This window comes from Nocardia alni (assembly GCF_019038435.1).
Lineage (GTDB): Bacteria > Actinomycetota > Actinomycetes > Mycobacteriales > Mycobacteriaceae > Nocardia > Nocardia alni.
On the sequence record NZ_JAGPOX010000008.1, the window covers coordinates 1 to 24,694 of the forward strand.

Here is a 24,694-nt window from a genome sequence, read left to right on the forward strand (position 1 = left end):
GAGCTGGACTACCTCTTCGCCGGGGCGGGGGCCGGTGTTGTGGACGGTGACCGTGATGTCCATCGAGCCGTCGGTGGGCAGCGTGGTGGTGCTCAGGGTCAGGTCGGAGTATTCGAATGTGGTGTAGGACAGGCCGTGGCCGAAGGGGTACAGCGGGGTCGGGTCGAGGTTGCTGATGCCCTTGCTGTCGCGGCCCAGCGGAGGTTGCAGGTAGGTGGTCGTCTGGCCTGGGGTGCGGGGGATTTGGACCGGGAGGTGGCCGGACGGGTTGATTCGGCCGGACAGGATGCCCGCCAGGGCGGCGGCGCCCTCCTCGCCCGCCATGAAGGCCTGGATCATCGCGGCGGATGCGGTGAAGCGGCCCAGGGCGTAGGGGCGGCCGGAGACTACGACGAGTATTAGCGGGGTTCCGGTGTCGAGCAGGGCTTCGACCAGATCCGCTTGTACGCCGGGCAGATTCAGGTCCTCGGCGTCGCAACCCTCGCCGGAGGTTCCGTATCCGAACAGGCCGGCCCGGTCACCCACGACCGCGATGCAGACATCCGATTCCCGGGCTGCCGCAACGGCTTCGGCGAAGCCCGAGCGATCGTGCTCGCGGATCGGGCAACCGGGGCGCAGCACGATCTCGGCCGCGGGGAATTCCTCGCGCAGGCCTTCGGCGATGGACGGGACGGTGATCCCGATGCCGTGTTCGGGATGGCGTGCGAGGACGTGGTTGGGGAACGAGTAGCAACCCATCAGGGCCAGCGGATCGTCGGCACACGGGCCGACCACGGCGATCGTGTACGCCGCGAGGGGCAGGGAACCGTCGTTGGCCAGCAGGATGATCGAGCGCTCGGCGAGGTCTCGGGCAATGGCACGGTTGCGTGACGAGTCCAGGTCGACCGGGACCGCGCGGGGAGTCCAGTTCGCATCCAGCAGGCCGAGTTCCGCCTTCTGCCGCAGTAGTCGCAGGGCGGCGCGATCGATCAACTCCTCGGAAACCTCACCGGCGCGGACCGATTCGGCCAATTCCTCGCCGTAGCAGAGGGTGTCGGGGAGTTCGACGTCGATTCCGGCTCGTAGCGCCAGTGCGCCCGCGGCGCCGGGGCTCTCGGCCACCCGGTGCATCGTGTCCAGAAATGCGATGGCCCAATAGTCCGAGACGACCACACCGTCGAAACCCCACTCCTGGCGCAGTATTCCGGTCAGCAGTGCCGTATTCGCCGCCGCTGGAACCCCGTCCAGGTCGACGTAGGCGTTCATCACCGACCGTGCCCCGCCCTCGCGCACGGCCGTCTCGAACGGCGGCAGGATGACGTCGCGCAGCTCACGCGGCCCGATCGAGACCGGCGCGTGGTTGCGCGCGGCCCGCGAAGCGGAATATCCGGCGAAATGTTTCAGCGTCGCCATCACGCCCTCGCCCTGCAGGCCGCGCACGTAGGCCGTGCCGAGAATGCCTACCAGATAGGGATCTTCGCCGAGGGTCTCCTCCACCCGGCCCCATCGGTAGTCGCGCACCACATCCAATACGGGTGACAGTCCCTGATGCACGCCCACCGCGTGCATATCCGATCCGATCGCCGCGGCCATGCGCTCGACCAGCGCCGGATCGAAGGTGGCGGCCCACGCCAGCGCGGTGGGATACACGGTCGCGCCGAGGGTGGTGAACCCGGTCAGGCACTCCTCGTGCACGATCGCCGGAATGCCCAGCCTGGTCCCCTCGACGATCTGCCGCTGCAACTCGATCAACCGGGTCACGCCGTCGACGACACTGATCGGCTTCGTACCGAAAACCCTTGTGAGATGACCGATCCCCTCGCGCACAGCATGCTCGAACGCGCTCGAAGCGGTGAACACGTCCTGCATCGGTGCGACGTTGCCGCTGATCTCCTCGTTACCGGGCCAGGCGCTGCCGAGCTGAGCCAGCTTCTCCGCCAACGTCATCTGCGACAGCAGCGCACGCGCACGCTCCTCGGGCGGGAGAGTCTCATCGTGCCAAAGGCACACGCCCGCGTCGTCTCGGCGCTCGCTCATCGTGTCCCTTCCAGGGGGCCGGTGGAGTCGCGGACGACGAGATTCGTCGCGAGCTCGACGTGATGGGAATCCAGTGGCGCACCATCGATCAGCTTCAGCAGAGTGCGCAGCGCGACCCGGCCCATATCGTGCAGGGGCTGGCGGATCACGGTCAGCGCCGGAGTGGACAGGCGCGCCATGACCGTGTCGTCGAATCCGATGACGCTCAGGTCGTCCGGGACGCGCAGCCCGCGACGACGCGCGGCCTCCACGACACCCAGCGCGGTCACATCGCTCGCGCCGAAGATCGCCGTGGGCGGATCCTGCTCGCCCAGGAGCCGACCGCCCATCTCGACGCCCTCCGCATGACCGAACACCCCGGCGTGCAGCACAAGTCCCGGATCGTAGGCGACCCCGGCCCGCTCCAGCGCGGCCCGATAGCCATGCAGGCGGGCCATACCGGGCGCGGATTGCGGTGGGCCGCCGACGAATCCGATGCGTCGATGCCCCAGCCCCAGCAGGTGTTCGGCAGCGGCTACCCCACCGGCCCAGTTGGTCGCGCCCACGCTGGCGACCTCGACGCGCGGCGGATTCAGCGGATCGATGACCACCAGCGACAGCCCGGCCCGCTCGAACGCCTCGATCTGCGCCAGCGACAGTTCCGTGGTGACCACGATCAGGCCCACGCGTCCGTTGCTCTTCAGGCGTTGTGCCCATTGGTCTTCCGGCGCCAGCGGACCACGGCGATCCGAGTCGTGGGTGCGCCCCACGACGACGTCGACGGCCGATTCGCCCGCGGCCTCCGTCACCCCGCGCAACACCTCGAGCTCGTAAGGACTGTCCAGACAATCGAATACCGCGTCGATCACCCGGGCGACCCCGGCCAGTCGGCGCCCGCGCTGCGGCACGTACCCGTACTCCTGAAGCACGCCCTCGACCCGCGTCCGGGTAGCACGGGCGACATCGTCGCGGCCGTTGACGACCTTGCTCACCGTCGCCAGCGATACCCCGGCTACCTCGGCCACCATCGCCAGAGTCACCTGACCGCTCGGAGTTTCGGTCACTGCACTCCATTCGAATCGCAAATTTTCGACGGACTTTACCTCTGGATTTACCAGAAATGTAGCCCTTGACTGGGTTTCGTGACGAGCCTATCTTCCCTGCAACAGCTCAATACTTTTCGAAAGTTTTCGAACTTCACTGGGGAAGTGACACCATGGCCCTCCTCACTCGTCCGGCCCGGCGCACATGGCGTGCGGCCGCCGTTGCCACCCTGCTCACCCTCGTCGCGGCCTGTGGCTCGTCGGGTCCCGGATCCCGGACCACCGCCTGGGCCCTGACCGGCGGTGACGAACAGGTGTTCCGCAGTTCGTTCAGCAGCCAGAACATCGACGGACAGTTCTTCGGCAACGACGCGTACAAACAGAAGATCCGCTCCGCGATCGGCGCGGGTTCCGCGCCGACGCTCATCTTCAGCTGGGGCGCGGCGGGCACGCTTAAGACCTGGGTGGACGCCGGCAAGATCATGGACCTGACCCCGCAGGTACAGCAGGACCCCGCCCTCACCGGCCGGTTCCTCCCCTCGGTGGCCAAGACCGGCGCCATCGACGGCAAGACCTACGCGGTGCCGAACAACAGCATGCAGCCGGTCATGCTGTTCTACGACAAGGACCTGTTCACGAAGATCGGCGCGCAACCGCCGAAGACCTGGGACGATCTGATGGCGCTCGTGCCGCGGTTCAACCAGGCCGGCGTCGCCCCGCTGTCGATCGGCGGGCAGAGCAAGTGGCCGCAGCTGATGTGGGAGGAGTACCTCGTCGATCGCCTCGGCGGCCCCAGGGTATTCGATGCGATCGCCGCCAACCAGCCAGGCGCGTGGTCGAATCCGGCGGTGCTACAGGCGAATCGGATGATCCAGCAACTCGTGGACGCCGGCGGGTTCGTCAAGGGCTTCGATTCGATCGCCACCGACTCCAATGCCGACACCGCCCTGCTCTACACCGGTAAGGCCGCGATGTATCTGATGGGCTCGTGGGCCTACCCGACCATCAAACAGGCCGAGCCGGACTTCGCCGCGACGACATTGGGATACACCACGTTCCCGGCGGTATCCGGCGGCGCCGGTGATGCGTCCGACGTGGTCGGCAATCCCGCCAACTTCTGGTCGATCTCGGCGAGCGCCAGCGCGACCCAGAAAGATGCCGCGGTGAAGTACCTGCGCAACGGCGTGATGAACGACGCCTACGTCGACCAATTACTCTCGGGCGGTTCGGTGCCGCCGATCGCCGGCATCGACGCGAAACTGGCGAAAACCCAAGATCCGCAGTATCTCTCGTTCGTCTACGGCCTGGCCCGCAACGCGCCGAACTTCCAGCTGTCCTGGGATCAGGCGCTGTCCCCCGGCCAGTCGGACGCGTTGCTGACCGCCCTGGATCAGCTGTTCGGCAAGCAGATCTCGCCGGAACAGTTCTCCTCCACCATGAATGCGACCATCGGCAAGTGACGGCCACGCTCATTCCCGCGCGGCGCGCCGCAATTGGGGAGGTCCGGGGCCGCCGCACCGGACCGCATCCGCTCATGGCGGTCCCCGCGCTGACGTTGTTCGCCCTGTTCGCCCTGCTGCCGATGGCCGGGGTCGCCGTGCTGAGCCTGATGCGCTGGGACGGGGTCGCCTCACCCGGCTGGACCGGGATGACGAATTGGACCGTGGCACTGAGCGATCCGGTCACCTATCACGCCATCTGGCTGTCGGTCCAGGTGATGGTACTGAGCTGGCTGTTCCAGACACCGGTGTCGCTGTTGCTCGGGGTGCTCGTCGCCGGCCGCGGCAGATATCGGGCGCTGCTCGGCGTGCTGTATTTCGTTCCGCTGCTGCTGTCCTCGGCGGCCATCGCGATCGCGTTCAAGGCGCTGCTGGATCCGAATTTCGGCATGAGCCGGGCCTTCGGGCTGCCGGCGCTGGCCCAGGACTGGCTCGGCAATCCACATCTGGCGCTGTACGTGGTGATCTTCGTGATCGGCTGGCAGTTCGTGCCGTTCCACACGCTGCTGTATCAGGCCGGGGTACGCCAGATTCCGGCGCAGCTCTACGAGGCCGCGCGGTTGGACGGCGCCGGGCGCGTGCGGCAGTTCCAGCACATCACCCTGCCACAGCTGCGCTACACGATCCTGACCTCGTCCACGCTCATGCTGGTGGGGTCGCTGACCTATTTCGACCTGGTATTCGTGCTGACCAACGGCGGACCGGGCAACGCGACCCGAATCCTGGCCCTGGACATGTACCTTCAGGGTTTCTCCAACAACGATATGGGTCGCGCGAGCACCGTGGCGGTGCTGCTCGTGGCGGCGGGATTGGCGCTCTCCCTGAGCCTGGCGCGGCTGGCCAGGTTCTCGCGCGGCAGCCAGTTGGACGGTGCGTGAGATGAGCCTGAAAGCTGTGCGGGACAGCAATGTTCCCGCGGGCCTCGGCGGGTTCGTCTGGCTCGTGATCGTGCTGGTTCCGGTGTACTACATCGTCGTGACCAGCCTGCGCGAACAACGCGGCTTCTACGACGCCAATCCCCTGTCGATTCCGGCCCATCCGACCCTGCACAACTACGCCCTGGTGCTCCAGAACGATTTTCCACGCTACCTGGGCAACAGCATCGTGGTGACGGCCGGAACGGTGGCGATCACGGTCGCGGTCTCACTGATGGCGGCATACTTCGTGGTGCGCAGCCACACGAGATTCGCCGGCGCCGCCTACCGCGCCTTCCTCCTGGGCCTGGCAATACCGTTGCAGGCCACCATAATCCCGATCTATTACCTGATCACCCGAATCCATCTCTACGACACGCTACTTGCGATCATCCTGCCCTCGGCGGCATTCGCGATCCCCCTGACAGTGGTGATCCTGGCCAACTTCCTCCGCGACGTCCCCAGCGAACTGTTCGAGTCGATGCGAGTAGACGGCGCCGGCCACTGGCGAATCCTGTGGAGCCTGGTCCTCCCCCTCGTCCGCCCCGCCGTGGTAACCGTCGCCGTCTACGACGGTCTCACCGTCTGGAACGGCTTCCTGTTCCCCCTGATCCTCACCCAGAGCCCAACCGAACGCGTCCTCCCCATGGCCCTCTGGGCATTCCAGGGCCAGTTCCGCGTCAACATCCCCGCGGTCCTGGCCGCCGTCGTCCTCTCGGCCCTTCCCATGCTCGCCCTGTACATCCTCGGCCGCCGCTACCTCGTAGCCGGACTCACCGCCGGCTTCGGCCGGTAGCCCGGCCACCCGGTCAGGCCGAGCCCGTCCCTTCGAAGACGGCCTATCTCCAGCGACCACACGCCAAGCGCTCTTCAGGACCGGTCAGCCCCGACCCTGATAGCGCGTGGTTCGCGTGCCGTAGTGGCTATCACACACTGACCACTCGACCAGCCGGTCAGCCCCGACCCCGATAGCGCGTAGTTCGCGTGCCGTAGGAGCCATCAGACACTGACGGCTCGACCAGGCCGAGGTATCGACGACGACCCTAGACGAGTCGGCCCGTGTCGCGGCTACCCGTTCAGGCCGAGGCTTTTGGCGATGATCGTCTTCATGACCTCGCTGGTTCCGGCGTAGATGCGGGCTACGCGGGCGTCGGCGTAGAGGCGGGCTATGGGGTATTCGAGCATGTAGCCGTAGCCGCCGAAGAGTTGGAGGCAGCGGTCTACCACTCTGGCTTGGGTTTCGGTGCAGAAGAGTTTTACCCGGGCCGCGTCGGGCGCGGATAGTTCGCTGTCGACCAAGTCGAGGACAGCGCGGTCGATCATCGTCTGGGCGGCTTCTACTTCGGCGGACATGGCGGCGAGTTCGAATTTGGTGTTCTGGAAGTCGGCTACCGGGCGGCCGAAGGCCTTGCGGCCCTTCACGTATTCGACCGTGGCAGCGATCGCCGAGTGGGCCTGGGCTACCGAGCCCACCGCGACGGTGATGCGTTCCTGGGCCAGGTTGTGGCCGAGGTAGCTGAAAGCCTCTCCCTCCTGGCCCAATCGGTTGGTCACCGGGACTCGCACGTCGGTGAAGGCCAGTTCCACCGTGTCCTGAACCTTGCAGCCGAGCTTGTCCAGTACCCGGCCCTTGGTGAAACCGGGAGTGCCGTGCTCGACCACGATGAGGCTCAGGCCTTTTCGCCGGTTGTCCGGATCGGTGCCGGTGCGGGCGACGACGATCACCAGATCGGCCAGCAGGCCGCCGGTGATGAAGGTCTTCGCGCCGTTGATGATGTACTCGTCGCCGTCGCGGACCGCGGTCGTGCGGATGCCGGCGAGGTCGGAGCCGGTGCCGGGTTCGGTCATGGCGATCGCGGTGAGCAGCGTGCCGCCTGCCAGCCCGGGGAACCAGCGCCCGCGCTGTTCGTCGTTCGCGTACTCGAGGAAGTACGGCAGGATGACGTCGATCTGGGTCCGGACCGTGCCCAGGGTGACCAGTGCGCGGTATGCCTCCTCCTGCAATACCGCGTTGTACCGGTAGTCGCGCACTCCCCCGCCGCCGTACTCCTCCGGGATCGCGGTCCCGAGCAGCCCCAATTCGCCCATCCGCGCGAATGTCTCGCGCGGTATGCGCCCGTCGTGTTCCCAGTCGGCGTAGTGCGGAACCACCTCCTTGGCGATGAAACCGCGAGCCAGCTCACGGAACGCCTCGTGATCGGCGGTGTACACATCGCGACGCATCGCGCCCTCCTCCTACGAGAACAGTTCTACGACAGTGGCGTTGGCGGTGCCGCCGCCCTCACACATGGTCTGCAGGCCGTAGCGGATGCCCTGCTCGCGCATGTGGTGAATCATCCGGGTCATCAGCACCGCTCCCGACGCGCCGAGCGGATGGCCGAGTGCGATGGCCCCGCCGAGCGGGTTCACCAGCTCCGGGTCGGCGCCGGTCTCGGCCTGCCAGGCCAGCGGCACCGGCGCGAACGCCTCGTTCACCTCGAACACGCCGATGTCCGGCAGCCCGATTCCGGCCTTGCGCAACACCTTTGCCGTCGCGGGGATCGGGCCGGTGAGCATCAGCACCGGATCCGCGCCGGTCACCGCGCCGGCACGGTACCGCACCAGCGGCGTCAGTCCCAGCTCACGGGCCTTGTCGGCGGTGGTCACCACCAGCGCGGCCGCGCCGTCGGAGATCTGCGAGGAGTTCCCGGCGTGGATCACGCCGTCATCCTGGAAGGCGGGCTTCAGCCCGGCCAGTTTCTCGACCGACGTACCACGGCGGATGCCCTCGTCGGCCTGCACGCTGCCGGAATCGGTGGACACCGGCACGATCTGCTCGGTGAACGCACCGCGATCCTGCGCCGCGGCGGCCCGCTCGTGCGAGCGTGCGGAGAACTCGTCCACCTGTGTGCGGCCGAAACCCCATTTCTGCGCGATCAATTCGGCCGAGATGCCCTGATTGAACGAGAAATCCTCGTAGCGGGCAAGCACTTTGGGCCCGTACGGCTGCCCCGTCGCGCGCGCGGTCCCCAGCGGCACCCGGCTCATCACCTCGACCCCGCCGGCCACCACCAGATCCTGCTGCCCGGAGCCCACCGCCTGCGCGGCGAAATCCAGTGCCTGCTGGCTGGATCCGCACGCCCGGTTCACCGTGGTGCCCGGAATCGTCTCCGGCCAACCCGCCGCCAGCACCGCGTAGCGGCCGATATTGCTCGACTGGTCGCCGACCTGGGATACGCAACCCCAGATCACATCGTCCACGACCTCGGGGTCGAGCCCGGTCCGGTCGACCAGCGCGCCCAGCACCACAGCGGACAAATCCGCGGAATGCACACCGGACAGACCCCCGTTCCGCTTGCCAACGGCGGTCCGCACCGCGCCCGCGATCACTACCTCACGCATCGCACCGCTCCTGTTCGCTACTCGTCATTCCAGCGTCTCCACTACACCTCGGTCGTCCCGGCATGATTTCGGCCGGAACCCCGCTGCGCAGCGAGTCACCATGGGCCCCGCCCGCACGCACACCGCGATGACAGGTGAGAGAGGGTGGGACGACAGGTGAGACATGCCGCGACGCCGGGCGAGGTCCACGTACCGCACACTGGTATGACGTGCCGGTGGACCTGCATCCCACGCCGCACCGACGCGAGGTCAGCCTCCTGGGCCGCACGGCGGAAAAACAGCGCACCGACCAGATCACGGCACGACCGCATCCGGGCCGGACGACGCGACGCCGGCACCCTGCACCGGTGCCGTACGCGCATAGGCCGGTCCGACCGCACCGTCCGCCCGGAACTGCTCGATATCGCTTGCCCCGTAACCCAATTCCGACAGCACCGCATCGGTGTGCTCCCCCAGGCCGGGCACCGCCCCCATCGGCGGGTCGTAGCCGTCGATCACGGCGGGCGGCAGTAGAGATGGGACCGGGCCGCCAGGGGTTTCGATGGCGCGCCATCGGTCGCGCGCCGCCAGCTGCGGGTGGGCGACGACGTCGGTGGGCGTGTTGTAGCGGGAGTTCCCGATCCCCGCAGCGTCGGCCACGCGCTGGATTTCCGCCAGATCGTGTCGTGCACACCAGGACCCGATGGCCTCCTCGAGCAGCTCTCGATGCTCGCAGCGGCCCGGATTGGTGCGCAGGCGCTCGTCGTCGGCCAGATCGGGCCGGTTCAGGATGTCGCGGGCCAGCCGCTGCCATTCCTTGTCGTTCGTGGTGCCCAGCACGACGGTCTGCTCATCGGCGGTCCGATAGCCGCCGTAGGGGGCGACGGCCGGTGAACTCATGCCCAGGGGCTGCAGGTTCACACCGGCGTGCCGGGCGTGGCCGAGGTGGTAACCCATCATGTCGGCCATGGTGTCGAACAGGCTCACCGCGATGCTCGCGCCCGGTCCCGGTCCGTTGCGCAGTCGTCCGCACAGCGTGGCCAGGATCGACAGCGCCGCATGCAATCCCGTCGTCACATCGGCCATCGGCGGTCCCGGTTTCGCGGGGGCGCCGGCCTCCCCGGTCACCGCGCAGACCCCCGACTCCGCCTGCACCAGCAGGTCGTAGGCGCGCTTGTGCGACAACGGCCCGCCCGGGCCGAAACCGTCGATCTCCAGGGCGATCAGATGTGGATGCGCCACAGCGAGATCCGCGGGCGCGATACCCAGCCGCGCGGTCGCGCCGGGCGCCAGATTCGACACCAGCACGTCGGCGCGTGCCAGCAACCGATGCAGCACCTCCAGGCCCGCAGTGCTTTTCACGTCCAGAGTCACCGACTCCTTACCCCGGTTGACCCAGACGAAGTGCGCGGCCTGCCCATTCACGACCTCGTCGTAGTGCCGGGCGAAGTCGCCGCCGTCGGGATTCTCCACCTTGATCACCCGGGCGCCGAAGTCGGCCAGCGTCCGCGTGCACATCGGCGCGGACACCGCCTGTTCCAGCGATACGACCAGCACACCCGACAGCGGGGCGCTGCCCGTGCGCGGTCCGATCGCCGACATCACATCACCATGCCGCCGTCGACCGGCAGCACCTGTCCGGTCACGAAGGACGCCGCGTCGGTGGCCAGGAAGACGAACGCGCCCGCGACCTCGTCGGGTTCGGCCCAGCGCCGCAACGGGATCCGATTGATCATCTGCGGTGCGAACCGCTCGTCGGTGCGGATCGTCTCGGTCATGGGGGTCGCGGCCAGCGGGGCCAGTGCGTTCACGGTGATCTGCTTGCGCGCGAGTTCCCGGGCCAGGGACTTGGTGAGCCCGATGATGGCCGACTTGGCCGCCGAATAGTTCACCTGGCCGATGGTTCCGACGATGCCGGCCGAGGAGGTGACATTGATGATGCGCCCGGTGCCATCGTTCGGCAGATGGGCCAGTGCCGCCTGGGTGCAGTTGAACGTCCCGAGGGTATGGACCTCGAACAGCCGCCGCATCGAGTCGGCGGAGGTGTCGGCGAACATGTGCGGGTCGGTCACGCCGGCGTTGTTGACCACGATGTGCAATGTGCCGCCGCCCAATTCGGCCGCGGCAGCGGTCGCGGCGTCCGCCGCCGCACGGTCCGACACGTCCAGCGCGAATCCCGCCGCGGTACCGCCGTCTCCGGTGATCTTCTCCGCGACGGCCCTCGCCGCATTGCCGTCGACGTCGGTGACCAGCACCGCCGCCCCCTGTCGCGCCAGCGCCTGCGCCACCGCCGAACCGATGCCACCGGCCGCGCCGGTGACCATCGCCGTGCGGCCGGTCAGATCGAAAAGGCCGTTCCTGCTTGGCATATGACTTTCCTTCAGTAGCTGCGAGGCAGACCCAGGACGTGGGAGCCCAGATAGTTCAGGATCATCTCCTGGCTGATAGGCGCGATCCGCATCACCCGAGCCTCACGGAAGTAGCGCGAGATGCTGTATTCCTCGGCGTATCCCATGCCGCCGTGGGTCTGCATCGCCCGGTCCGCCGCGGTGAATCCGGCGTCGGCACACAGGTATTTGGCGGTGTTGGCCTCGCGGCCGCAGGGCTTCCCGTTGTCGAACAGCCAGGTCGCCTTGCGCAGTACCAGTTCCGCCGCGTCGAGGTGGGCCAGCGAATCCGCCAGCGGGAACTGGATGCCCTGGTTCATGCCGATCGGACGGTCGAACACCACGCGTTCGTTGCCGTACTTCACCGCCCGGTCCAGCGACACCCGGCCCAAACCCAGTGCCTCGGCCGCGATCAGCATGCGCTCGGGATTCAGCCCATCCAGCAGATACCGGAATCCCTTGCCCTCCTCGCCGACTCGATCCTCCACGGGGATGCGCAATCCGTCGATGAACACCTCGTTGGAGCTGACGGCGTTGCGGCCCATCTTGGTGATCGGCCGGATGTCGACGTGCGCGCGGTCCAGGTCGGTGAGGAACAGGGTCATCCCGTCGGTCTTCTTGTCGACCTCGTCGTATCGCGTGGTGCGCGTGAGCAGCAGGATCTTCTCGGACTCCAGCGCCTTGGAGATCCACACCTTGCGGCCGTTGACCACGTAGTGGTCGCCGTCGCGCCGGGCGAAGGTGGTGATGCGAGTGGTGTCCAGGCCCGCGCCCGGTTCGGTCACCCCGAAGCAGACGTGCAGGTCACCGCTCGCCACGCGGGGCAGCGTGCGCCGCTTGAGCTCGTCGGAGCCGTGCATGACGACCGGCTGCATGCCGAAGATCGACAGGTGGATGGAGGTGGCGGCGTTCATGCCGCCACCGGACCGCGACACCTCCTCGGCCAGCAGCGTGGCCTCGGTGATGCCGAGGCCGTGCCCGCCGTACTCCTCGGGAATGGTGATGCCCAGCCAACCGCCCGAGGCGATGGCCTCGTAGAACTCGGTGGGAAACTCGTGCGCCTGGTCCTTGCGCATCCAGTACTGGTCGTCGAATTTGCGGCAGAGGTCCGCGACCGAGCGGCGGATCAGCTGCTGGTCCTCGGTCAGCTCGAAATCCATGGGTACAGACCTGCTTCCCGTCAGTCCGATGCGGGCAACGCCTTGGCGGCCTTGACAGTCATGGCAACCCCGCCGCAGGTCAGCTCCCCGGCGCCGGCACTGGTGCACAGCAGCTCGACGGTCTCCTCGGCGTCGACGTACCGCTTACCCAGTAGCGTCGCCTGATCGCCGCCGGCGGGTTTCACCGGTGCGACCGTCGCCGCGGGCGCCATCGGAGCGCCGCCGCAGGCGATGTCCAGCGGGCCAGGCGGGGCCTTGACCACGACCACCCGAGTCGAGCACACCGTGCTGGCCAGCTGCTCGCCGGGGCGAAGCGACAATGCCGTCATAGTAGAACGTCCTTTCCAGCGGTGTGATCACCCTTGAATGGAAACTATCTTCTCATAAACCGAGAATCAACCTCTACCCTCCCCTCTCCCGCTCCGCTCACGGCGCGACACACGGGCCGCCGACGGCCCGTCGCAGTGCCCCCGTTGACTAACCGACAACGACATGGAAATGTAGTGAGCAGAATTGAGAATGACATTCTCCTGAGAGGAGGTGCCGGTGCGCCTACCCCCGTTGCCAGCAGACCAATGGGACGATCGCACCCGCGAGGCGTTCCGCGCCCTGCTGCCGCGCGCGCGGCGCAATCCCGACGGCGCCGGACCGGCCATGGCCCCCATGGCCCGCCATCCCGACCTGACCGAGGCATACCTCGGCTTCAGCGTCTACCTGCTGTTTCGTTCGACCCTCCCACCCCGGGTACGTGAACTCGCGGTGCTGCGCACAGCCCACCGCCGTCACTGCGCCTACGAATGGGTCCACCACACGAAATTCGGCCAGGAAGCCGGGCTGACGGAGGCCGACATCGAGGGGGTCGCCACAGGCCAGGCGGCCACCGAGTTCGACCGCCTGATCCTGGCCGCGGTCGACGAACTCGACGAGACCTCCGAACTGTCCGACCAGACCTGGAACGCGCTGTCCGAATGGCTCGACGAACGACAGTGCATGGACCTGGTTTTCACGATCGGCGGCTACACGATGCTGGCCATGGCCTTGAACACCTTCGGTGTCACGCCCGACGACCTCGATCCGAATCACTGAGAAGGGAAACCCCTTGCCGCACTTCACCAAACCGGCCGCCGGGAGCTGGACCGAGAACTACCCCGAACTCGGTACCGAGGTGGTCGATTTCACCGACTCCACCGATCCGGCCTTCTACGCCGACGAACAGGAGGCCATCTTCAAGAAGAGCTGGCTCAATGTCGGCCGGGTCGAACGGCTTCCGCGCGTGGGCAGCTACTTCACCCGCGAGATCGCGGCCGTGAACGCCTCGCTGATCCTGGTCAAGGATCACGATCAGCGAATCCGCGCTTATTACAACATCTGCCGCCACCGCGGCAACAAGCTCGTGTGGGACGACTACCCGGGCGAGGAGACCGCGGGCATCTGCCGCCAGTTCACCTGCAAGTACCACGCCTGGCGCTACACCCTCGAGGGCGAAGCCACCTTCGTGCAGCAGGAGAAGGAGTTCTTCGGCATCGACAAGAGCCAGTTCGGGCTCAAGTCGGTGCGCTGCGAGGTGTGGGAGGGGTTCATCTTCGTGAACCTCGACGACAACGCCCAGCCGCTCGAGGAGTATCTCGGCGCGTGGGCAAAGGGCTTGGAGGGCTATCCCTTCCACGAGATGACCGAGGTGTACAGCTACCGCGCCGAGATCGGCGCGAACTGGAAGCTGTTCATCGACGCGTTCGCCGAGTTCTATCACGCGCCCGTGCTGCACATGAAGCAGGCGGTCAAGGACGAGGCCGACAAGCTGCTCGACGTCGGGTTCGAGGCGCTGCACTACGAGTGCTGGACACCGCATTCCATGGTCTCCTCGTGGGGCGGCATGGCCCCGCCGAAGGATCCGAACATGGTCAAGCCGATCGAGCGCGAACTGCGCAGCGGCCTGTTCGGCCCGTGGGACCGCCCCGATATCGAGGGGCTGGATCCGCTGCCGTCCGGCGTCAACCCGGCCGGCCACCGAGCCTGGGGCGTCGACGAATTCGAGGTGTTCCCGAATTTCGGCATCCTCATCTGGGCTCCCGGCTGGTATCTGACCTATCACTACTGGCCGACCGCCGTGAACAAGCATGTGTTCGAGGCGAATCTGTACTTCACCCCGTCCCGTAACGCACGCCAGCGCCTGGCCCGGGAGCTCGCGGGTGTCACGTTCAAGGAATACGCGCTGCAGGATGCCAACACCCTCGAGGCCACCCAGACCATGCTCGAGACCGGCGTCGTCACCGAATTCCCGCTCAACGACCAGGAAGTCCTGCTGCGCCACCTGCATGTGACCGTCCAGAACATGATCAAGGAGTACCGCGATGGCAAATCCAACTGACCAGCAGGCGACCGAGACCAAGTCGCTCCCAGCTGATTTCGCCGATCTGGCGTGGTTCTCGGACTGGATCCTGGCCACCGAGCCCGAACGCTACACCAAGCGCCTGGCCTCGCCGATGAGCGAGATGCAGGACCTCTACGAGGCGGTGTTCCCCCGGCTGCAAGAGGCCCTGGATCACATCGAGAAGTACGACTGGGACGACCTGCCCGACGAGCAGCGCAACCTGTTCCACCTGCTGCAATCGCTGGTGATGGTGTCCTTCCCGGTCGAGGTGTGGAAGCAGCCGCGCGTACCCGATTCCGGTGCGGCGTATCTGGACGTGATCTCCGAGCCGGTGGTGTGACATGGTGACGCTGCGTGCCGCCGGGGTGCTCGACGTCGACACGGGCGAGGTCGTCCGTCCGGGCATCGTGCACGTCGACGGCGATCGCATCACCGGAATCGGCGGCACTGTCAGCGATTCCGACGATGTGCTCGACCTCGGTGACCTGATCCTGCTGCCCGGCCTGATGGACATGGAGGTCAACCTCCTGATGGGCGGGCGCGGCGAGACGGGTCTGGCCTCGAGTGTGACGGACGATCCGGCCCTGCGGATGCTGCGCGCGGTCGGCAACGCCCGCCGTACGCTGCGGGCCGGGTTCACCACCGTGCGCAACCTGGGCCTGTTCGTCAAGACCGGCGGCTATCTGCTGGATGTCGCGCTGGGCAAGGCGATCGACCGCGGCTGGATCGACGGACCGCGCATCGTGCCCGCGGGTCATGCGATCACGCCGCTGGGCGGGCATCTGGATCCGACGATGTTCTCCGCGTTCGCCCCCGACGTGCTGAAGCTGACCCTCGAGGAGGGCATCGCCAACGGCGTCGACGAGGTGCGCAAGGCGGTGCGGTACCAGATCAAGTACGGCGCCCAGCTGATCAAGATCTGCGTCTCCGGCGGGGTCATGTCGCTCACCGGATCCCCTGGCGCGCAGCACTACTCGGACGACGAGTTGCGCGCCATCGTCGACGAGGCGCACCGGCGCGGGCTCAAGGTCGCCGCGCACACGCACGGCGCCGAGGCGGTCCAGCACGCCATCGAATGCGGAATCGACTGTATCGAGCACGGATTCCTCATCGACGACAAGACGATCGACCTGATGGTCGAGCGCAAGACCTGGCTGGTCCCCACCACCCGGCTCGCCGATGCCATGGATCTGTCGCACGCCGACGAGGCGCTCAAAGCCAAAGCGGCCGAGATGTTCCCGAAGGCGCGCAGCTCCGTCCTGGCCGCCTACAAGGCGGGCGTGCGGATCGCGGTCGGCACCGACGCGCCGGCGATCCCGCACGGCAAGAATGCCGACGAGTTGGTGGCGCTGGTCTCGCGCGGCCTGGATCCGCGGGACGTGTTGCGCGCGGCCACGATCAACGCCGCCGATCTGATCGACGCCGAGGACCGGGGCCGGATCGCACCCGGACTGCTCGCCGACATCATCGGCGTCCCCGGCAATCCGGTCGACGACATGAGCGTCACCCAGGACGTACGCTTCGTGATGAAGGGCGGCAAGGTCTTTGTCCAGAAATGACGATCTACTGGAGATCCAGCAGTTGCTGGCCCGCTATGCCGTCGGCATGACCCAGAACGACATCGACATGGTCGTTTCGGTGTTCACCCCCGACGGCAGCTACAGCGCCTTCGGCGACACCTACACCCTGGACCTGTTCCCGGAGCTGGTGGACGCCGCACCCAAGGGCCTGTTCATGACCGGCACACCGCTTCTGGATATCGACGGCGATACCGCGTCGGGCACCCAGCCGCTGTGCTTCATCGAGCACAGCGCGCACGACATGCGCATCGGCTACTACACCGATGCACTGGTTCGCACCGCCGACGGCTGGCGCCTGAAGACCCGCAGGATGACCTTCATCCGCCGCAGCGGGACGCACGACTCGGGCATTCCGCACGCCTTCGAGCGCACCAAGAGTCAGTGAGAACGCCTGTCGTCCCGGCGTATTCGTGGCGGGAATCCACCTGGTTCACTGCGGGTCACGGTGGATCCCGGCCACGAGCACGCCGGGATGACGGGGTTGGGTGGAGATGAGCGAATCATATGGACATCACTGAATTCCGGGCCGGAGTGCAGTCCTGGCTCGACGAGAACGATCTGTCGCCGGGGCCGGACCACTCCCTGGATGCTCAGGTCGCGCAGCTGGCCCGCGTCCGTCGTGCCCTGTACGACGCGGGCTGGATGCGTTATGGCTGGCCTGCCGAGATCGGGGGTCTCGGCGGGCCCGCCGCGCTGCGCGCGGTACTCGGCGAGGAGGTCGCCACCCGCGATCTGGCCGAGCCGGGCCTGTATTCGATGGTCGAGGTGCTGGCGCCGACCATGATCTCTTATGCGCGCGGTGATCTGGCCGCGCGGATGGTGCCGCGTCTGCTGAACGGCGACGAACAGTGGTGCCAGGGCTTCTCCGAACCCGGTTCGGGCAGCGATCTGGCCTCGCTGAGCACCAAAGCCGTTCCGGACGGCGACAATTGGCGCGTCACCGGGCAGAAGGTATGGACCAGCCTGGCGCAGTACTCCTCTCGCTGCGTCCTGCTGACCCGCACCGGCCCCGGGCACGCCGGCATCACGGCCTTCTTCGTGGACATGGACTCCCCCGGCATCACCGTGCGCCCGCTGCGCACCATGCACGGCGTGGACGAATTCGCCGAGGTCTACTTCGACGACGTCGTCGTTCCGGCCGACCGCATGCTGGGTGAGCCCGGCGACGGCTGGCAGTTGGCCATGGATCTGCTGCCCTACGAACGCTCCACCTGCTTCTGGCATCGCATCGCCTACCTGTTCACCCGTTTGGACCGGGTGCTGGAGCAGACCACGATCGGTGACGACGCCGAACTGGGCGCGGCCTACCTCGACCTGCACACCGTGCGCTGCCGGTCCCGGGAAACCCAGCGCCGCTTGGCTTCCGGCCAGGCGCTGGGCCCCGACACCTCCGTGGACAAGGTCCTGCTGGCCACGGCCGAACAGCATCTGTTCGATACCGCACGCGACCTGCTGCCCGGCGCGATCGAACTCGCTCCCGGCGAGTGGCGCACCGAATACCTGTTCTCCCGCGCCGCCACGATCTACGGCGGAACCGCCGAGATCCAGCGCAACATCATCGCCCGCAGGCTGCTGGGCTTGGGGAAGGAATGAGCGTGCCCGACACCGACGCGGCCGAGATCAGCCTGCTCACCGAGACGCTTCGCAAGACGATGACGACGACCTCGGGTGTCGAGCTCGATGCGGCCCTGACCGAGCTGGGCTGGCCGGAGATGCTCGCCATGATGCCCGATATCGCTGTGCCGCTTGTCTTCCGGCTGCTCGGCGAGACCGGCGCGCACGCTCCCGTACTCAACGACGTTGTCCTGCACGCCCTCGATCGCCGGATCGGTGACACGGTGCCGATCCCGTACGCCGACAGATGGCTCATCTGGGGACGTGACGGCGACGGCGGCGAGACGGCCGATCCCGAACTACCGCTGCGCCCGGCTGTTCCCGGCTCGGGGGAGTCGGTCGCCTCCCATTCCACCGAACCCGGCCCCGCGGCCGCGGCCCGCCGGGCCCTGGCCTGGTGGCTGGTCGGCAGCGGTCACGCCATGCTGTCCCTGGCGCGGCAGCATGCCCTCGATCGCACGCAATTCGGTCGTCCGGTCGCCTCCTTCCAGGCGATCCGGCACAAACTGGCCGAAACCCTGGTGGCGCTGGAAGGTGCGGAGGCCACACTGACGTTCGCCGACGACGACCTGGGCGCCCTGCTGGCCAAGGCCGCCGCGGGCCGCGCCGCGCTGCTGGCCGCCAAACACTGCCAGCAGACCCTCGGCGGCATCGGCTTCACCGCCGAACACGATCTGCAAGGTCATATCCGTCGCGTGCTCGTCCTGGACGGATTGTTCGGCAGCACGCGCGAACTCACCCGCGAGGCGGGTCGGCGAATCCGCGACCTCGGCTCGGCGCCCCGTCTGGCACAGCTGTAATCCCCCGGTGCCCATCCCCTGACGCATTTCGGCCGGGACCCATCCGAATCGGATGGATCCCGGCCGAAAGCATGTGACCCCGGCGGGATCGCCCGCCTACCGCAGGTTCTGCTTCATCTCGTCCAACCGCATCAGCACCGGCAATCCGGTGTGGCTCAACGCGTTCCCGTGCCCGGTCTGATGGATGTCGAACACCGACTGGATCGCCGCGTAGAACCCCTGCACATCCAGGGTCTGGTTCACCGCTCGTTTCGCCTGGCGCAGACCGAATGCCGGCATCTGGGCGATCTGGGCGGCCAGCGCCTGAGTCTCGGTGTCCAGCTCCGCGCGTGCCACCACCTTGTTCACCATGCCCACCTGCTCGGCTTCCTGGGCGGTCACCGGGCGTCCGGTGAACAGGATCTCCTTGGCCTTGCGAGGGCCGAGTTCCCAGGTGTGCCCGTGGTATTCGACGCCGCCGATGCCCATCAGCACCACCGGGTCGGAGAACAGCGCATCCTCGGCGGCGATGATCAGATCGCACGGCCAGCACAGCAGCAGCCCACCGGAGATGCACCGGCCCTGCACCGCGGCGATCGACGGCTTCGGGACGTTGCGCCAGCGCAGCGAATACTCCAGGTACCGACGGGATTCCACGCTGTAGATCATGTCGAGGGTGATCTTGTCGGGCCACGCGCCGCTGCCCTTGAGGTCGTGCCCGGCCGAGAAGTGCTTACCCTCGGCCCGCAGCACGATCACCGAGACGTCCGCGTCGTCGGCCGCCCGCATCCAGGCCGCGTCCAACTCCTCCAGCAGCTCGTGGTTCTGGGCGTTCGCCGCCTCGGGCCGGTTCAGTGTGATGGTCGCGATCCGGTCGGCGACCTCGTATCGGATGTACATGCGCTTTCCTGACTATCGAGGCAGGCCGAGCACTCGCTCGGCGATGATGTTGCGCTGGATCTCCGACGTGCCGCCCGCGATTGTGCCCGCGAAGCTGCGCACGTAGCGCTCGAACCAGCTGGGTACGAAATTGTCGTTGTTGAACGGGTTGAACGGCGCGGTCATCGCCGGATGGATCAGCCCGTCCGACCCCCAGGAGTACAGGGCCTGCTCGGCTGCGGCCTGAACCGCCTCGGAGCCCAGGAGTTTGAGCACCGACAGCGCGGGCACATCCTGCTCGCCGCGCGCCTCGCGGGCCAGCGCCGCCGAGCCGAGCAGCCGCAGCGCCTGATTGTCCATCGCCAGCGTGGCGTAGCGATCTCGCTCCAGCACGGTATGCGGACGGAAGTCCTCGACCAGCTCCTGGAGCCGGTCCGCGAAACTCAGCCACAGCAGGGTTCTTTCGTGCCCGAGCGACCCGTTGGCCACACCCCAGCCGCCGTTCAACGGGCCTACCAGATTCTCCGCGGGCACCCGGACGTCCTCGAAGAACACCTCGTTGAAGTCCAGATCGTGCGGACCGCAGATGGAGGCGAAGGGCCGCCGCGTCACACCCGGGGTATCGGTGGGGATCAGCAGCACACTGATTCCCTTGTGCTTGGGCGCCTCCGGATCGGTGCGCACGAACGTGAGCAGTACGTCGGCGTCGTGGGCGCCGGAGGTCCATACCTTCTGCCCGTTCACCACGAAATGATCGCCGTCCAGGACCGCCCGCGTGCGCAGGCCGGCCAGATCCGACCCCGCCCCGGGCTCGCTCATCCCCAGTGCCGCGGTGATCTCCGCGCGCAGAATCCTTCGTGCCCAACGGGTCTTCTGCTCATCGGTGCCGAAGGACAGCAACGAGGCCGCGATGATGCCCAGTCCCTGCGGATTGAAGCTGTGATATATCCGCCGGCGTGACAGCTCCTCCAAATGCACGTACTGCTGCAGGATTCCGGCGTTTCGCCCGCCGAATTCCGGCGGATTCCCGGGCAGCAGCCAGCCGTGGTCGAATTGCAGGCGTTGCCATTCCCGCGCCCACGGCGGCACCTCGGCGCTGGAGATCGGCCGATCCTTCGCGGCCACGGCCGGATCGGGCAGATACTCATCGAGGAAGGCCGCGAATTCGGCCCGGAACTCCTCGATGTCGGCGTCAAAACTCAGCTGCACGGTACTCCTCGGCGATCAGCGCCCGATGTTCGGCCGCGCCGCCGAGCAGCAGCTCGCCGGACTTGGCCCGCTTGAGCGCGAATTGCAGGTCGTTCTCCCAGGTGAAGCTCATCGCACCGGACAGCTGCATGCCGTGCCGGAACACCAGTGACTGGCACTCCCCGGCCGCGGCCTTGGCCATGGACGCCGCCAAGCGCCGGCGCGGATCGTCCTCGCGGATCGTCAGCGCCGCGAAATACGCCAGCGCACGGGCCCTTTCGATGGCGATGTGCATGTCGACGGCCTTGTGCTTGACCGCCTGGAACGTCCCGATCGGCACGCCGAACTGCTGCCGGGTGCGCACATGCTCGAGCACAAGGTCCAGGACACGCTGGCACGCCCCCACCATCGTGAGCGCCAGGCCGGTCAGCGCGATATGCCGGGCGGGCTCCGGATCGACACGCAGGAGATGGTCGTCGGGCACACGCACACCGGACAGCGTCACCGACCCGATATGCAGCACCGGATCGAATACCGGCTCCCGATGCACCACGATGTCGCCGGCGGGAACCACGAACACCCCGGCATCGGTGACCACGGCGAATCGCGTCGCGCGATCGGCCTCCAGCACATGCCGCGTCGCACCCTCCAGCACCCATCCGCCCGCCTCCCGGCGTGCCGACACTCCGGCGTACACCGTCGCTCCCGCCTCCGGCGGTTCCATGAATCGCGATGCCAGCGGCGCGAATTGGGTCATCGTCGCCAGAAAGGGCGTGGGATCCGTTGCGCGGCCCAGCTCTTCGAGCACGATGGCCAGCTCGATGGCCGCCTCCGGCTCGATGAGCTCGGTCCAGCCGAGATCGATATAACTGCGCCACAACGGCTCCGGATCTCCACCCTTGTCGGCGATAGATCGAACGAGCGTGGACGGGCACTGCTTGGCGAGTACCTCGCGTACGGTGCTGCGCCAGAGCCGCTGATCGGAGTCGAACTCCAAAAGCATCCCGTACTGCCTCCTCACGGGGTAGCGTAAACGGTCTAGCGAGAATATCATTCTCTTCAGACGAAAGTAATAGTCTCCAATATGGTGGGCGACACTTCGCCCAGCCGCCGGTGAACAGCATGTTCTCCGGTACAGTGCAATCATGTTCTGCACACATAACAAGGAACAGGTCTGCCCGTGACAAGCCCCAGCGAAGAACCCGCCTGGAAGCAGCGGGCAGTCGAGCGTTCCATCCGGACCGCCAAACTTCGTGCCGAACAAAGAGTGCAGCGTTTCCTGGACGCCGCGCAGGCCATCATTACCGAGAAGGGCACTACCGACTTCACCGTACAGGAGGTCGTAGACCGCTCACGGCAGTCGTTGCGCAGCTTCTACCTGCAGTTCGATGGTAAACATGAGCTGCTGCTGGCCCTGTTCGAGGATGCGCTCGTGCGCACCGCCGATCAGCTGCGCGCCGCCGCCGACGGGCAGTCCGACCCGATCGAGCGTCTCCGGGTGGCCGTGGAACTGCTCTACGAGCTGTGCCGCCCCGACCCGACCGCACAGCGGCCGCTGTTCACCGATTTCGCTCCGCAGCTGCTGGTTTCGCATCCCGCCCAGGTCAAGATAGCACACGCGCCTGTCCTCGCGCTGTTCTCCGAGCTGCTGGAGGAGGCGGCGCAGACCGGCGGGCTGCGCAAAGATGTCGCGCCGCGCCGGATGGCGGCCATGGTCATGCAGACGGTGATGTTCACCGCGCAGTCCAACGGCGGCACCGACGAGGAGACCGCGCACCCCATCAGTTCGGACGAGGTATGGGCCTTCTGCGCACACGGCTTCGCGAAAAAATGAGAATATCATTCTCAAGCTAAGAGAAGGTCGCTTACACTCGGGGTATGCCCGATCTGTGGAGCGACCTTCTCGACTGTTTCGACCTGCGTGAATCCGGTGATTCCGCGTTCACCGGCCGCAACCAGCAGTTGGAATACCACCGGGTCTTCGGCGGCCAGTTACTCGGCCAGTTCCTGCGCGCGGCGGCTCGGACCTGCCCGGACAAGGCGGTCAAATCCGTGCACGCGCTGTTCCCGCGCGAGGGCAGGACCGACGAGCCGATCGACTATCGGGTCACCCGCCTGCACGAGGGCCGCACCTTCGCCGCCGTGCACATCGTGGCCGAGCAGTCCAAGGGCGTGGTCGCCACGGCGTCGGTGTCACTGCACTCGCCCGAGGACGGACCCGAGCACCAAAGCGTGCAATCGGTTCCGGAGCTACTGGGCGCCGAGCACAAGGTCGACTGGAGCATAATGCCCTGGGAGACCCGCGCCGCCGCCGATCTCGAGGACACCGCTTGCGCCCCACCGGAATTCGAGTTCTGGATGCGCACCCCCGAGATCGCGTCCGGCCTGGCTCCCGCGATCCTCGCCTACGCCACCGATCTGAACCTCATCGGCACCGCTCTGCGCCCTGTGGACGGAGTCTGCCAGCGCGGCAACGGAACTGCCTTCCACTCCGCGGTCACCTCCCACACCGTCTGGTTCCACCGCCCCTTCCGTACCGACTCGTGGCTGCTGCTGCGTCAGCACAGCCCGATCCTCGCGGGCGGGCGCGGCTTCGGTCGCGGCGACGCGCTCACCGAGGACGGAACCCTGGTCGCTTCCTATGCCCAAGAAGCAATGGTGCGGTTCGCACAGTGAACCGCCGTCTCATCCGAACAACAGTAGGTCAACCATGAGTGAAAACGTATTGCCGCACAGCACTTCCGCGGATGCGACACCACAATCCCCGCTCCGCGTCGTCCAGTGGTCGACGGGAACGATCGGCAGTCGCGCGCTACGCGGCATACTCGAGCATCCCAGCCTCGAATTGTGCGGGCTCTACGCGCATTCCGCCGAGAAGATCGGCCGTGACGCCGGCGAGCTGAGCGGGCTGCCGGCCTGTGAGGTGAAGGCCACCAACGATATCGATGCGATCGTTGACCTGAACGCCGACTGCGTGCTGTACATGCCGCTCGCCTTCGACGCGGATGTGGTGACCCGGCTGCTGAGCTCGGGCACGAACGTGGTCACCACCTGCGGCGTGTTCCACCATCCGGCCAGTATGGATCCCGCACTGCGCGAACAGATCACCCGCGCCTGCGAACTCGGCGGCACCTCGATCCACGCCACCGGCAGCAGCCCGGGCTTCATCACCGAGGCGGTGCCGCTGGTGCTGGCCTCCATCCAGCGCCGCCTGGAGGGGCTGGCCATCGACGAATACGCCGACCTGTCCCGGCGTGATTCCCCCGAGATGCTCTTCGACATCATGGGGTTCGGCCATCCACCCGCCGATTTCGACGCCCGCCGGGCCGAATTCCTCGCCGGCTCCTTCGGACCTTCACTGCGCCTTGTCGCCGAGGCCCTCGGCTACACGGTCGAGGAGATCCGCGCACACGGCGAGGTCGCCACCACCCGCGACAAGCTGCAGATCGCGGCGGGCACGCTCGCACCCGGAACCGTTGCCGCCCAACGCACCACGATCGAGGCCATAGTCGACGGCCAACCCCTCCTGCGCTTCCGCGCCAACTGGTACTGCACCACCGACGTGGAGCCCGCCTGGGACCTGCTCGACACCGGCTGGCACATCTCGGTTCTCGGTGACGCCCCGCTGGAGGTGACCCTCCGCATGCCGTTCCCGCTGGAACGCATGGCCGAGATCTCCCCCGCCTACACCGCCAACCGAGCCGTCAACGCCGTAGCCGCCGTCTGCGCCGCCGCACCCGGCATCCACACCTCCCTCGACCTCCCCCACCTCATCACCCACCTCACCTGAGTCACGACGCTCGTTCACACGAGGCAGAAGTCCGACCAATCCGACGATTCGCCCACAACGAACAACAGTGCGATAGGTGGCACGGCGACACAGTTGCCGACACTCATCCGAACAGTTGTCCAAACCTAGGAGCGG

The 24,694-nt window shown here is 67.0% G+C and carries 24 protein-coding genes; 13 read left to right on the forward strand and 11 right to left on the reverse strand.

What is annotated here, in order from left to right:
* Window positions 1-2,016 (reverse strand): glycoside hydrolase family 3 protein (locus JZ791_RS05095; RefSeq protein WP_216892980.1); only part of this gene is annotated, 2,016 nt, incomplete at its 3' end.
* The gene (locus JZ791_RS05100) at window positions 2,013-3,059 is read right to left on the reverse strand and encodes a LacI family DNA-binding transcriptional regulator (RefSeq protein WP_308162782.1); all 1,047 of its coding nucleotides are present in this window, start codon (window positions 3,057-3,059) and stop codon (window positions 2,013-2,015) included. The genes JZ791_RS05095 and JZ791_RS05100, both read right to left, overlap by 4 nt.
* 152 nt (window positions 3,060-3,211) lie before the next feature.
* Between JZ791_RS05100 and JZ791_RS05105 the strand changes: the two genes are divergently transcribed.
* The 3 genes from JZ791_RS05105 to JZ791_RS05115 are packed head-to-tail and all read left to right on the forward strand — an operon-like array spanning window position 3,212 to window position 6,247.
* Window positions 3,212-4,498: an extracellular solute-binding protein gene (locus JZ791_RS05105; RefSeq protein ID WP_216892981.1), complete on the forward strand. Its 1,287-nt coding sequence runs from the start codon at window positions 3,212-3,214 to the stop codon at window positions 4,496-4,498.
* A complete protein-coding gene (locus JZ791_RS05110; protein ID WP_216892982.1) occupies window positions 4,495-5,415 on the forward strand; it encodes a carbohydrate ABC transporter permease in 921 nt (306 codons plus the stop codon). Before JZ791_RS05105 ends, JZ791_RS05110 begins: the two co-directional genes overlap by 4 nt.
* Before the next feature lies 1 nt (window position 5,416).
* Window positions 5,417-6,247 (forward strand): carbohydrate ABC transporter permease, encoded by an 831-nt coding sequence (locus JZ791_RS05115; RefSeq protein WP_216892983.1) that lies wholly within the window; start codon window positions 5,417-5,419, stop codon window positions 6,245-6,247.
* Window positions 6,248-6,519: 272 nt separating this feature from the next.
* On the opposite strand, the gene JZ791_RS05120 is transcribed toward JZ791_RS05115, so the two are convergent.
* The 6 genes from JZ791_RS05120 to JZ791_RS05145 all read right to left on the reverse strand — a co-directional run bounded on the left by JZ791_RS05120 (window position 6,520) and on the right by JZ791_RS05145 (window position 12,687).
* Window positions 6,520-7,674, reverse strand: coding sequence for an acyl-CoA dehydrogenase family protein (locus tag JZ791_RS05120; RefSeq protein WP_216892984.1), 1,155 nt, complete (start codon window positions 7,672-7,674; stop codon window positions 6,520-6,522).
* A 12-nt stretch (window positions 7,675-7,686) separates the two neighbouring features.
* Window positions 7,687-8,832 (reverse strand): thiolase family protein, encoded by a 1,146-nt coding sequence (locus JZ791_RS05125; RefSeq protein ID WP_216892985.1) that lies wholly within the window; start codon window positions 8,830-8,832, stop codon window positions 7,687-7,689.
* A gap of 294 nt (window positions 8,833-9,126) precedes the next feature.
* Window positions 9,127-10,413 carry a CaiB/BaiF CoA transferase family protein gene (locus tag JZ791_RS05130; RefSeq protein ID WP_216892986.1) on the reverse strand — a complete coding sequence of 429 codons (1,287 nt, stop codon included), beginning with the start codon at window positions 10,411-10,413 and terminating at the stop codon, window positions 9,127-9,129.
* Window positions 10,413-11,180, reverse strand: a complete 768-nt coding sequence (locus tag JZ791_RS05135; protein ID WP_216892987.1) for an SDR family NAD(P)-dependent oxidoreductase — start codon at window positions 11,178-11,180, stop codon at window positions 10,413-10,415. The genes JZ791_RS05130 and JZ791_RS05135 overlap by 1 nt, the downstream gene beginning before the upstream one ends.
* Window positions 11,181-11,191: 11 nt before the next feature.
* Window positions 11,192-12,358, reverse strand: coding sequence for an acyl-CoA dehydrogenase family protein (locus tag JZ791_RS05140; RefSeq protein ID WP_216892988.1), 1,167 nt, complete (start codon window positions 12,356-12,358; stop codon window positions 11,192-11,194).
* 20 nt (window positions 12,359-12,378) lie between these two features.
* Window positions 12,379-12,687, reverse strand: a complete 309-nt coding sequence (locus JZ791_RS05145) for a hypothetical protein (RefSeq protein WP_216892989.1) — start codon at window positions 12,685-12,687, stop codon at window positions 12,379-12,381.
* A 217-nt stretch (window positions 12,688-12,904) separates the two neighbouring features.
* On the opposite strand from JZ791_RS05145, the gene JZ791_RS05150 reads away from it, so the two are divergent.
* The 7 genes from JZ791_RS05150 to JZ791_RS05180 all read left to right on the forward strand — a co-directional run bounded on the left by JZ791_RS05150 (window position 12,905) and on the right by JZ791_RS05180 (window position 18,723).
* Window positions 12,905-13,444, forward strand: coding sequence for a carboxymuconolactone decarboxylase family protein (locus tag JZ791_RS05150; RefSeq protein ID WP_216892990.1), 540 nt, complete (start codon window positions 12,905-12,907; stop codon window positions 13,442-13,444).
* Between the two features lie 13 nt (window positions 13,445-13,457).
* Window positions 13,458-14,726 (forward strand): aromatic ring-hydroxylating oxygenase subunit alpha, encoded by a 1,269-nt coding sequence (locus tag JZ791_RS05155; protein WP_216892991.1) that lies wholly within the window; start codon window positions 13,458-13,460, stop codon window positions 14,724-14,726.
* Window positions 14,710-15,069 (forward strand): hypothetical protein, encoded by a 360-nt coding sequence (locus tag JZ791_RS05160; RefSeq protein WP_216892992.1) that lies wholly within the window; start codon window positions 14,710-14,712, stop codon window positions 15,067-15,069. Before JZ791_RS05155 ends, JZ791_RS05160 begins: the two co-directional genes overlap by 17 nt.
* A 1-nt stretch (window position 15,070) precedes the next feature.
* Window positions 15,071-16,288, forward strand: coding sequence for a metal-dependent hydrolase family protein (locus tag JZ791_RS05165; RefSeq protein ID WP_216892993.1), 1,218 nt, complete (start codon window positions 15,071-15,073; stop codon window positions 16,286-16,288).
* The gene (locus tag JZ791_RS05170) at window positions 16,275-16,694 is read left to right on the forward strand and encodes a nuclear transport factor 2 family protein (RefSeq protein ID WP_216892994.1); all 420 of its coding nucleotides are present in this window, start codon (window positions 16,275-16,277) and stop codon (window positions 16,692-16,694) included. Before JZ791_RS05165 ends, JZ791_RS05170 begins: the two co-directional genes overlap by 14 nt.
* 119 nt (window positions 16,695-16,813) lie before the next feature.
* Window positions 16,814-17,902 carry an acyl-CoA dehydrogenase family protein gene (locus tag JZ791_RS05175; protein ID WP_216892995.1) on the forward strand — a complete coding sequence of 363 codons (1,089 nt, stop codon included), beginning with the start codon at window positions 16,814-16,816 and terminating at the stop codon, window positions 17,900-17,902.
* Window positions 17,899-18,723 carry an acyl-CoA dehydrogenase family protein gene (locus JZ791_RS05180; RefSeq protein WP_216892996.1) on the forward strand — a complete coding sequence of 275 codons (825 nt, stop codon included), beginning with the start codon at window positions 17,899-17,901 and terminating at the stop codon, window positions 18,721-18,723. Before JZ791_RS05175 ends, JZ791_RS05180 begins: the two co-directional genes overlap by 4 nt.
* Window positions 18,724-18,819: 96 nt before the next feature.
* On the opposite strand, the gene JZ791_RS05185 is transcribed toward JZ791_RS05180, so the two are convergent.
* The 3 genes from JZ791_RS05185 to JZ791_RS05195 are packed head-to-tail and all read right to left on the reverse strand — an operon-like array spanning window position 18,820 to window position 21,772.
* Window positions 18,820-19,602, reverse strand: coding sequence for an enoyl-CoA hydratase (locus JZ791_RS05185; protein WP_216892997.1), 783 nt, complete (start codon window positions 19,600-19,602; stop codon window positions 18,820-18,822).
* Window positions 19,603-19,614: 12 nt separating this feature from the next.
* Window positions 19,615-20,790 carry an acyl-CoA dehydrogenase family protein gene (locus JZ791_RS05190; protein ID WP_216892998.1) on the reverse strand — a complete coding sequence of 392 codons (1,176 nt, stop codon included), beginning with the start codon at window positions 20,788-20,790 and terminating at the stop codon, window positions 19,615-19,617.
* Window positions 20,774-21,772, reverse strand: a complete 999-nt coding sequence (locus tag JZ791_RS05195) for an acyl-CoA dehydrogenase family protein (RefSeq protein WP_216892999.1) — start codon at window positions 21,770-21,772, stop codon at window positions 20,774-20,776. The genes JZ791_RS05190 and JZ791_RS05195 overlap by 17 nt, the downstream gene beginning before the upstream one ends.
* A 177-nt stretch (window positions 21,773-21,949) precedes the next feature.
* Between JZ791_RS05195 and JZ791_RS05200 the strand changes: the two genes are divergently transcribed.
* From JZ791_RS05200 to JZ791_RS05210, 3 genes are read left to right on the forward strand one after another with little or no spacing between them, the layout of a single operon-like run.
* On the forward strand, window positions 21,950-22,603 hold the full coding sequence (locus JZ791_RS05200) for a TetR/AcrR family transcriptional regulator (RefSeq protein WP_216893000.1): 654 nt from the start codon (window positions 21,950-21,952) through the stop codon (window positions 22,601-22,603).
* 44 nt (window positions 22,604-22,647) lie between these two features.
* A complete protein-coding gene (locus JZ791_RS05205) occupies window positions 22,648-23,445 on the forward strand; it encodes an acyl-CoA thioesterase (RefSeq protein WP_216893001.1) in 798 nt (265 codons plus the stop codon).
* Between the two features lie 34 nt (window positions 23,446-23,479).
* Window positions 23,480-24,559: an NAD(P)H-dependent amine dehydrogenase family protein gene (locus JZ791_RS05210; protein WP_216893002.1), complete on the forward strand. Its 1,080-nt coding sequence runs from the start codon at window positions 23,480-23,482 to the stop codon at window positions 24,557-24,559.
* Window positions 24,560-24,694: the final 135 nt, after the last annotated feature.

What these genes read in the sequence shown, in the direction of transcription:
- JZ791_RS05105 (WP_216892981.1), top strand. Translation starts at nt 3,212, where the DNA reads ATGGCCCTCCTCACTCGTCCGGCCCGGCGCACATGGCGTGCGGCCGCC.
- JZ791_RS05115 (WP_216892983.1), top strand. Translation starts at nt 5,417, where the DNA reads ATGAGCCTGAAAGCTGTGCGGGACAGCAATGTTCCCGCGGGCCTCGGC.
- JZ791_RS05120 (WP_216892984.1), bottom strand. Translation starts at nt 7,674, where the DNA reads ATGCGTCGCGATGTGTACACCGCCGATCACGAGGCGTTCCGTGAGCTG.
- JZ791_RS05125 (WP_216892985.1), bottom strand. Translation starts at nt 8,832, where the DNA reads ATGCGTGAGGTAGTGATCGCGGGCGCGGTGCGGACCGCCGTTGGCAAG.
- JZ791_RS05130 (WP_216892986.1), bottom strand. Translation starts at nt 10,413, where the DNA reads ATGTCGGCGATCGGACCGCGCACGGGCAGCGCCCCGCTGTCGGGTGTG.
- JZ791_RS05135 (WP_216892987.1), bottom strand. Translation starts at nt 11,180, where the DNA reads ATGCCAAGCAGGAACGGCCTTTTCGATCTGACCGGCCGCACGGCGATG.
- JZ791_RS05140 (WP_216892988.1), bottom strand. Translation starts at nt 12,358, where the DNA reads ATGGATTTCGAGCTGACCGAGGACCAGCAGCTGATCCGCCGCTCGGTC.
- JZ791_RS05145 (WP_216892989.1), bottom strand. Translation starts at nt 12,687, where the DNA reads ATGACGGCATTGTCGCTTCGCCCCGGCGAGCAGCTGGCCAGCACGGTG.
- JZ791_RS05160 (WP_216892992.1), top strand. Translation starts at nt 14,710, where the DNA reads ATGGCAAATCCAACTGACCAGCAGGCGACCGAGACCAAGTCGCTCCCA.
- JZ791_RS05165 (WP_216892993.1), top strand. Translation starts at nt 15,071, where the DNA reads ATGGTGACGCTGCGTGCCGCCGGGGTGCTCGACGTCGACACGGGCGAG.
- JZ791_RS05175 (WP_216892995.1), top strand. Translation starts at nt 16,814, where the DNA reads ATGGACATCACTGAATTCCGGGCCGGAGTGCAGTCCTGGCTCGACGAG.
- JZ791_RS05180 (WP_216892996.1), top strand. Translation starts at nt 17,899, where the DNA reads ATGAGCGTGCCCGACACCGACGCGGCCGAGATCAGCCTGCTCACCGAG.
- JZ791_RS05185 (WP_216892997.1), bottom strand. Translation starts at nt 19,602, where the DNA reads ATGTACATCCGATACGAGGTCGCCGACCGGATCGCGACCATCACACTG.
- JZ791_RS05195 (WP_216892999.1), bottom strand. Translation starts at nt 21,772, where the DNA reads ATGCTTTTGGAGTTCGACTCCGATCAGCGGCTCTGGCGCAGCACCGTA.
- JZ791_RS05205 (WP_216893001.1), top strand. Translation starts at nt 22,648, where the DNA reads ATGCCCGATCTGTGGAGCGACCTTCTCGACTGTTTCGACCTGCGTGAA.
- JZ791_RS05210 (WP_216893002.1), top strand. Translation starts at nt 23,480, where the DNA reads ATGAGTGAAAACGTATTGCCGCACAGCACTTCCGCGGATGCGACACCA.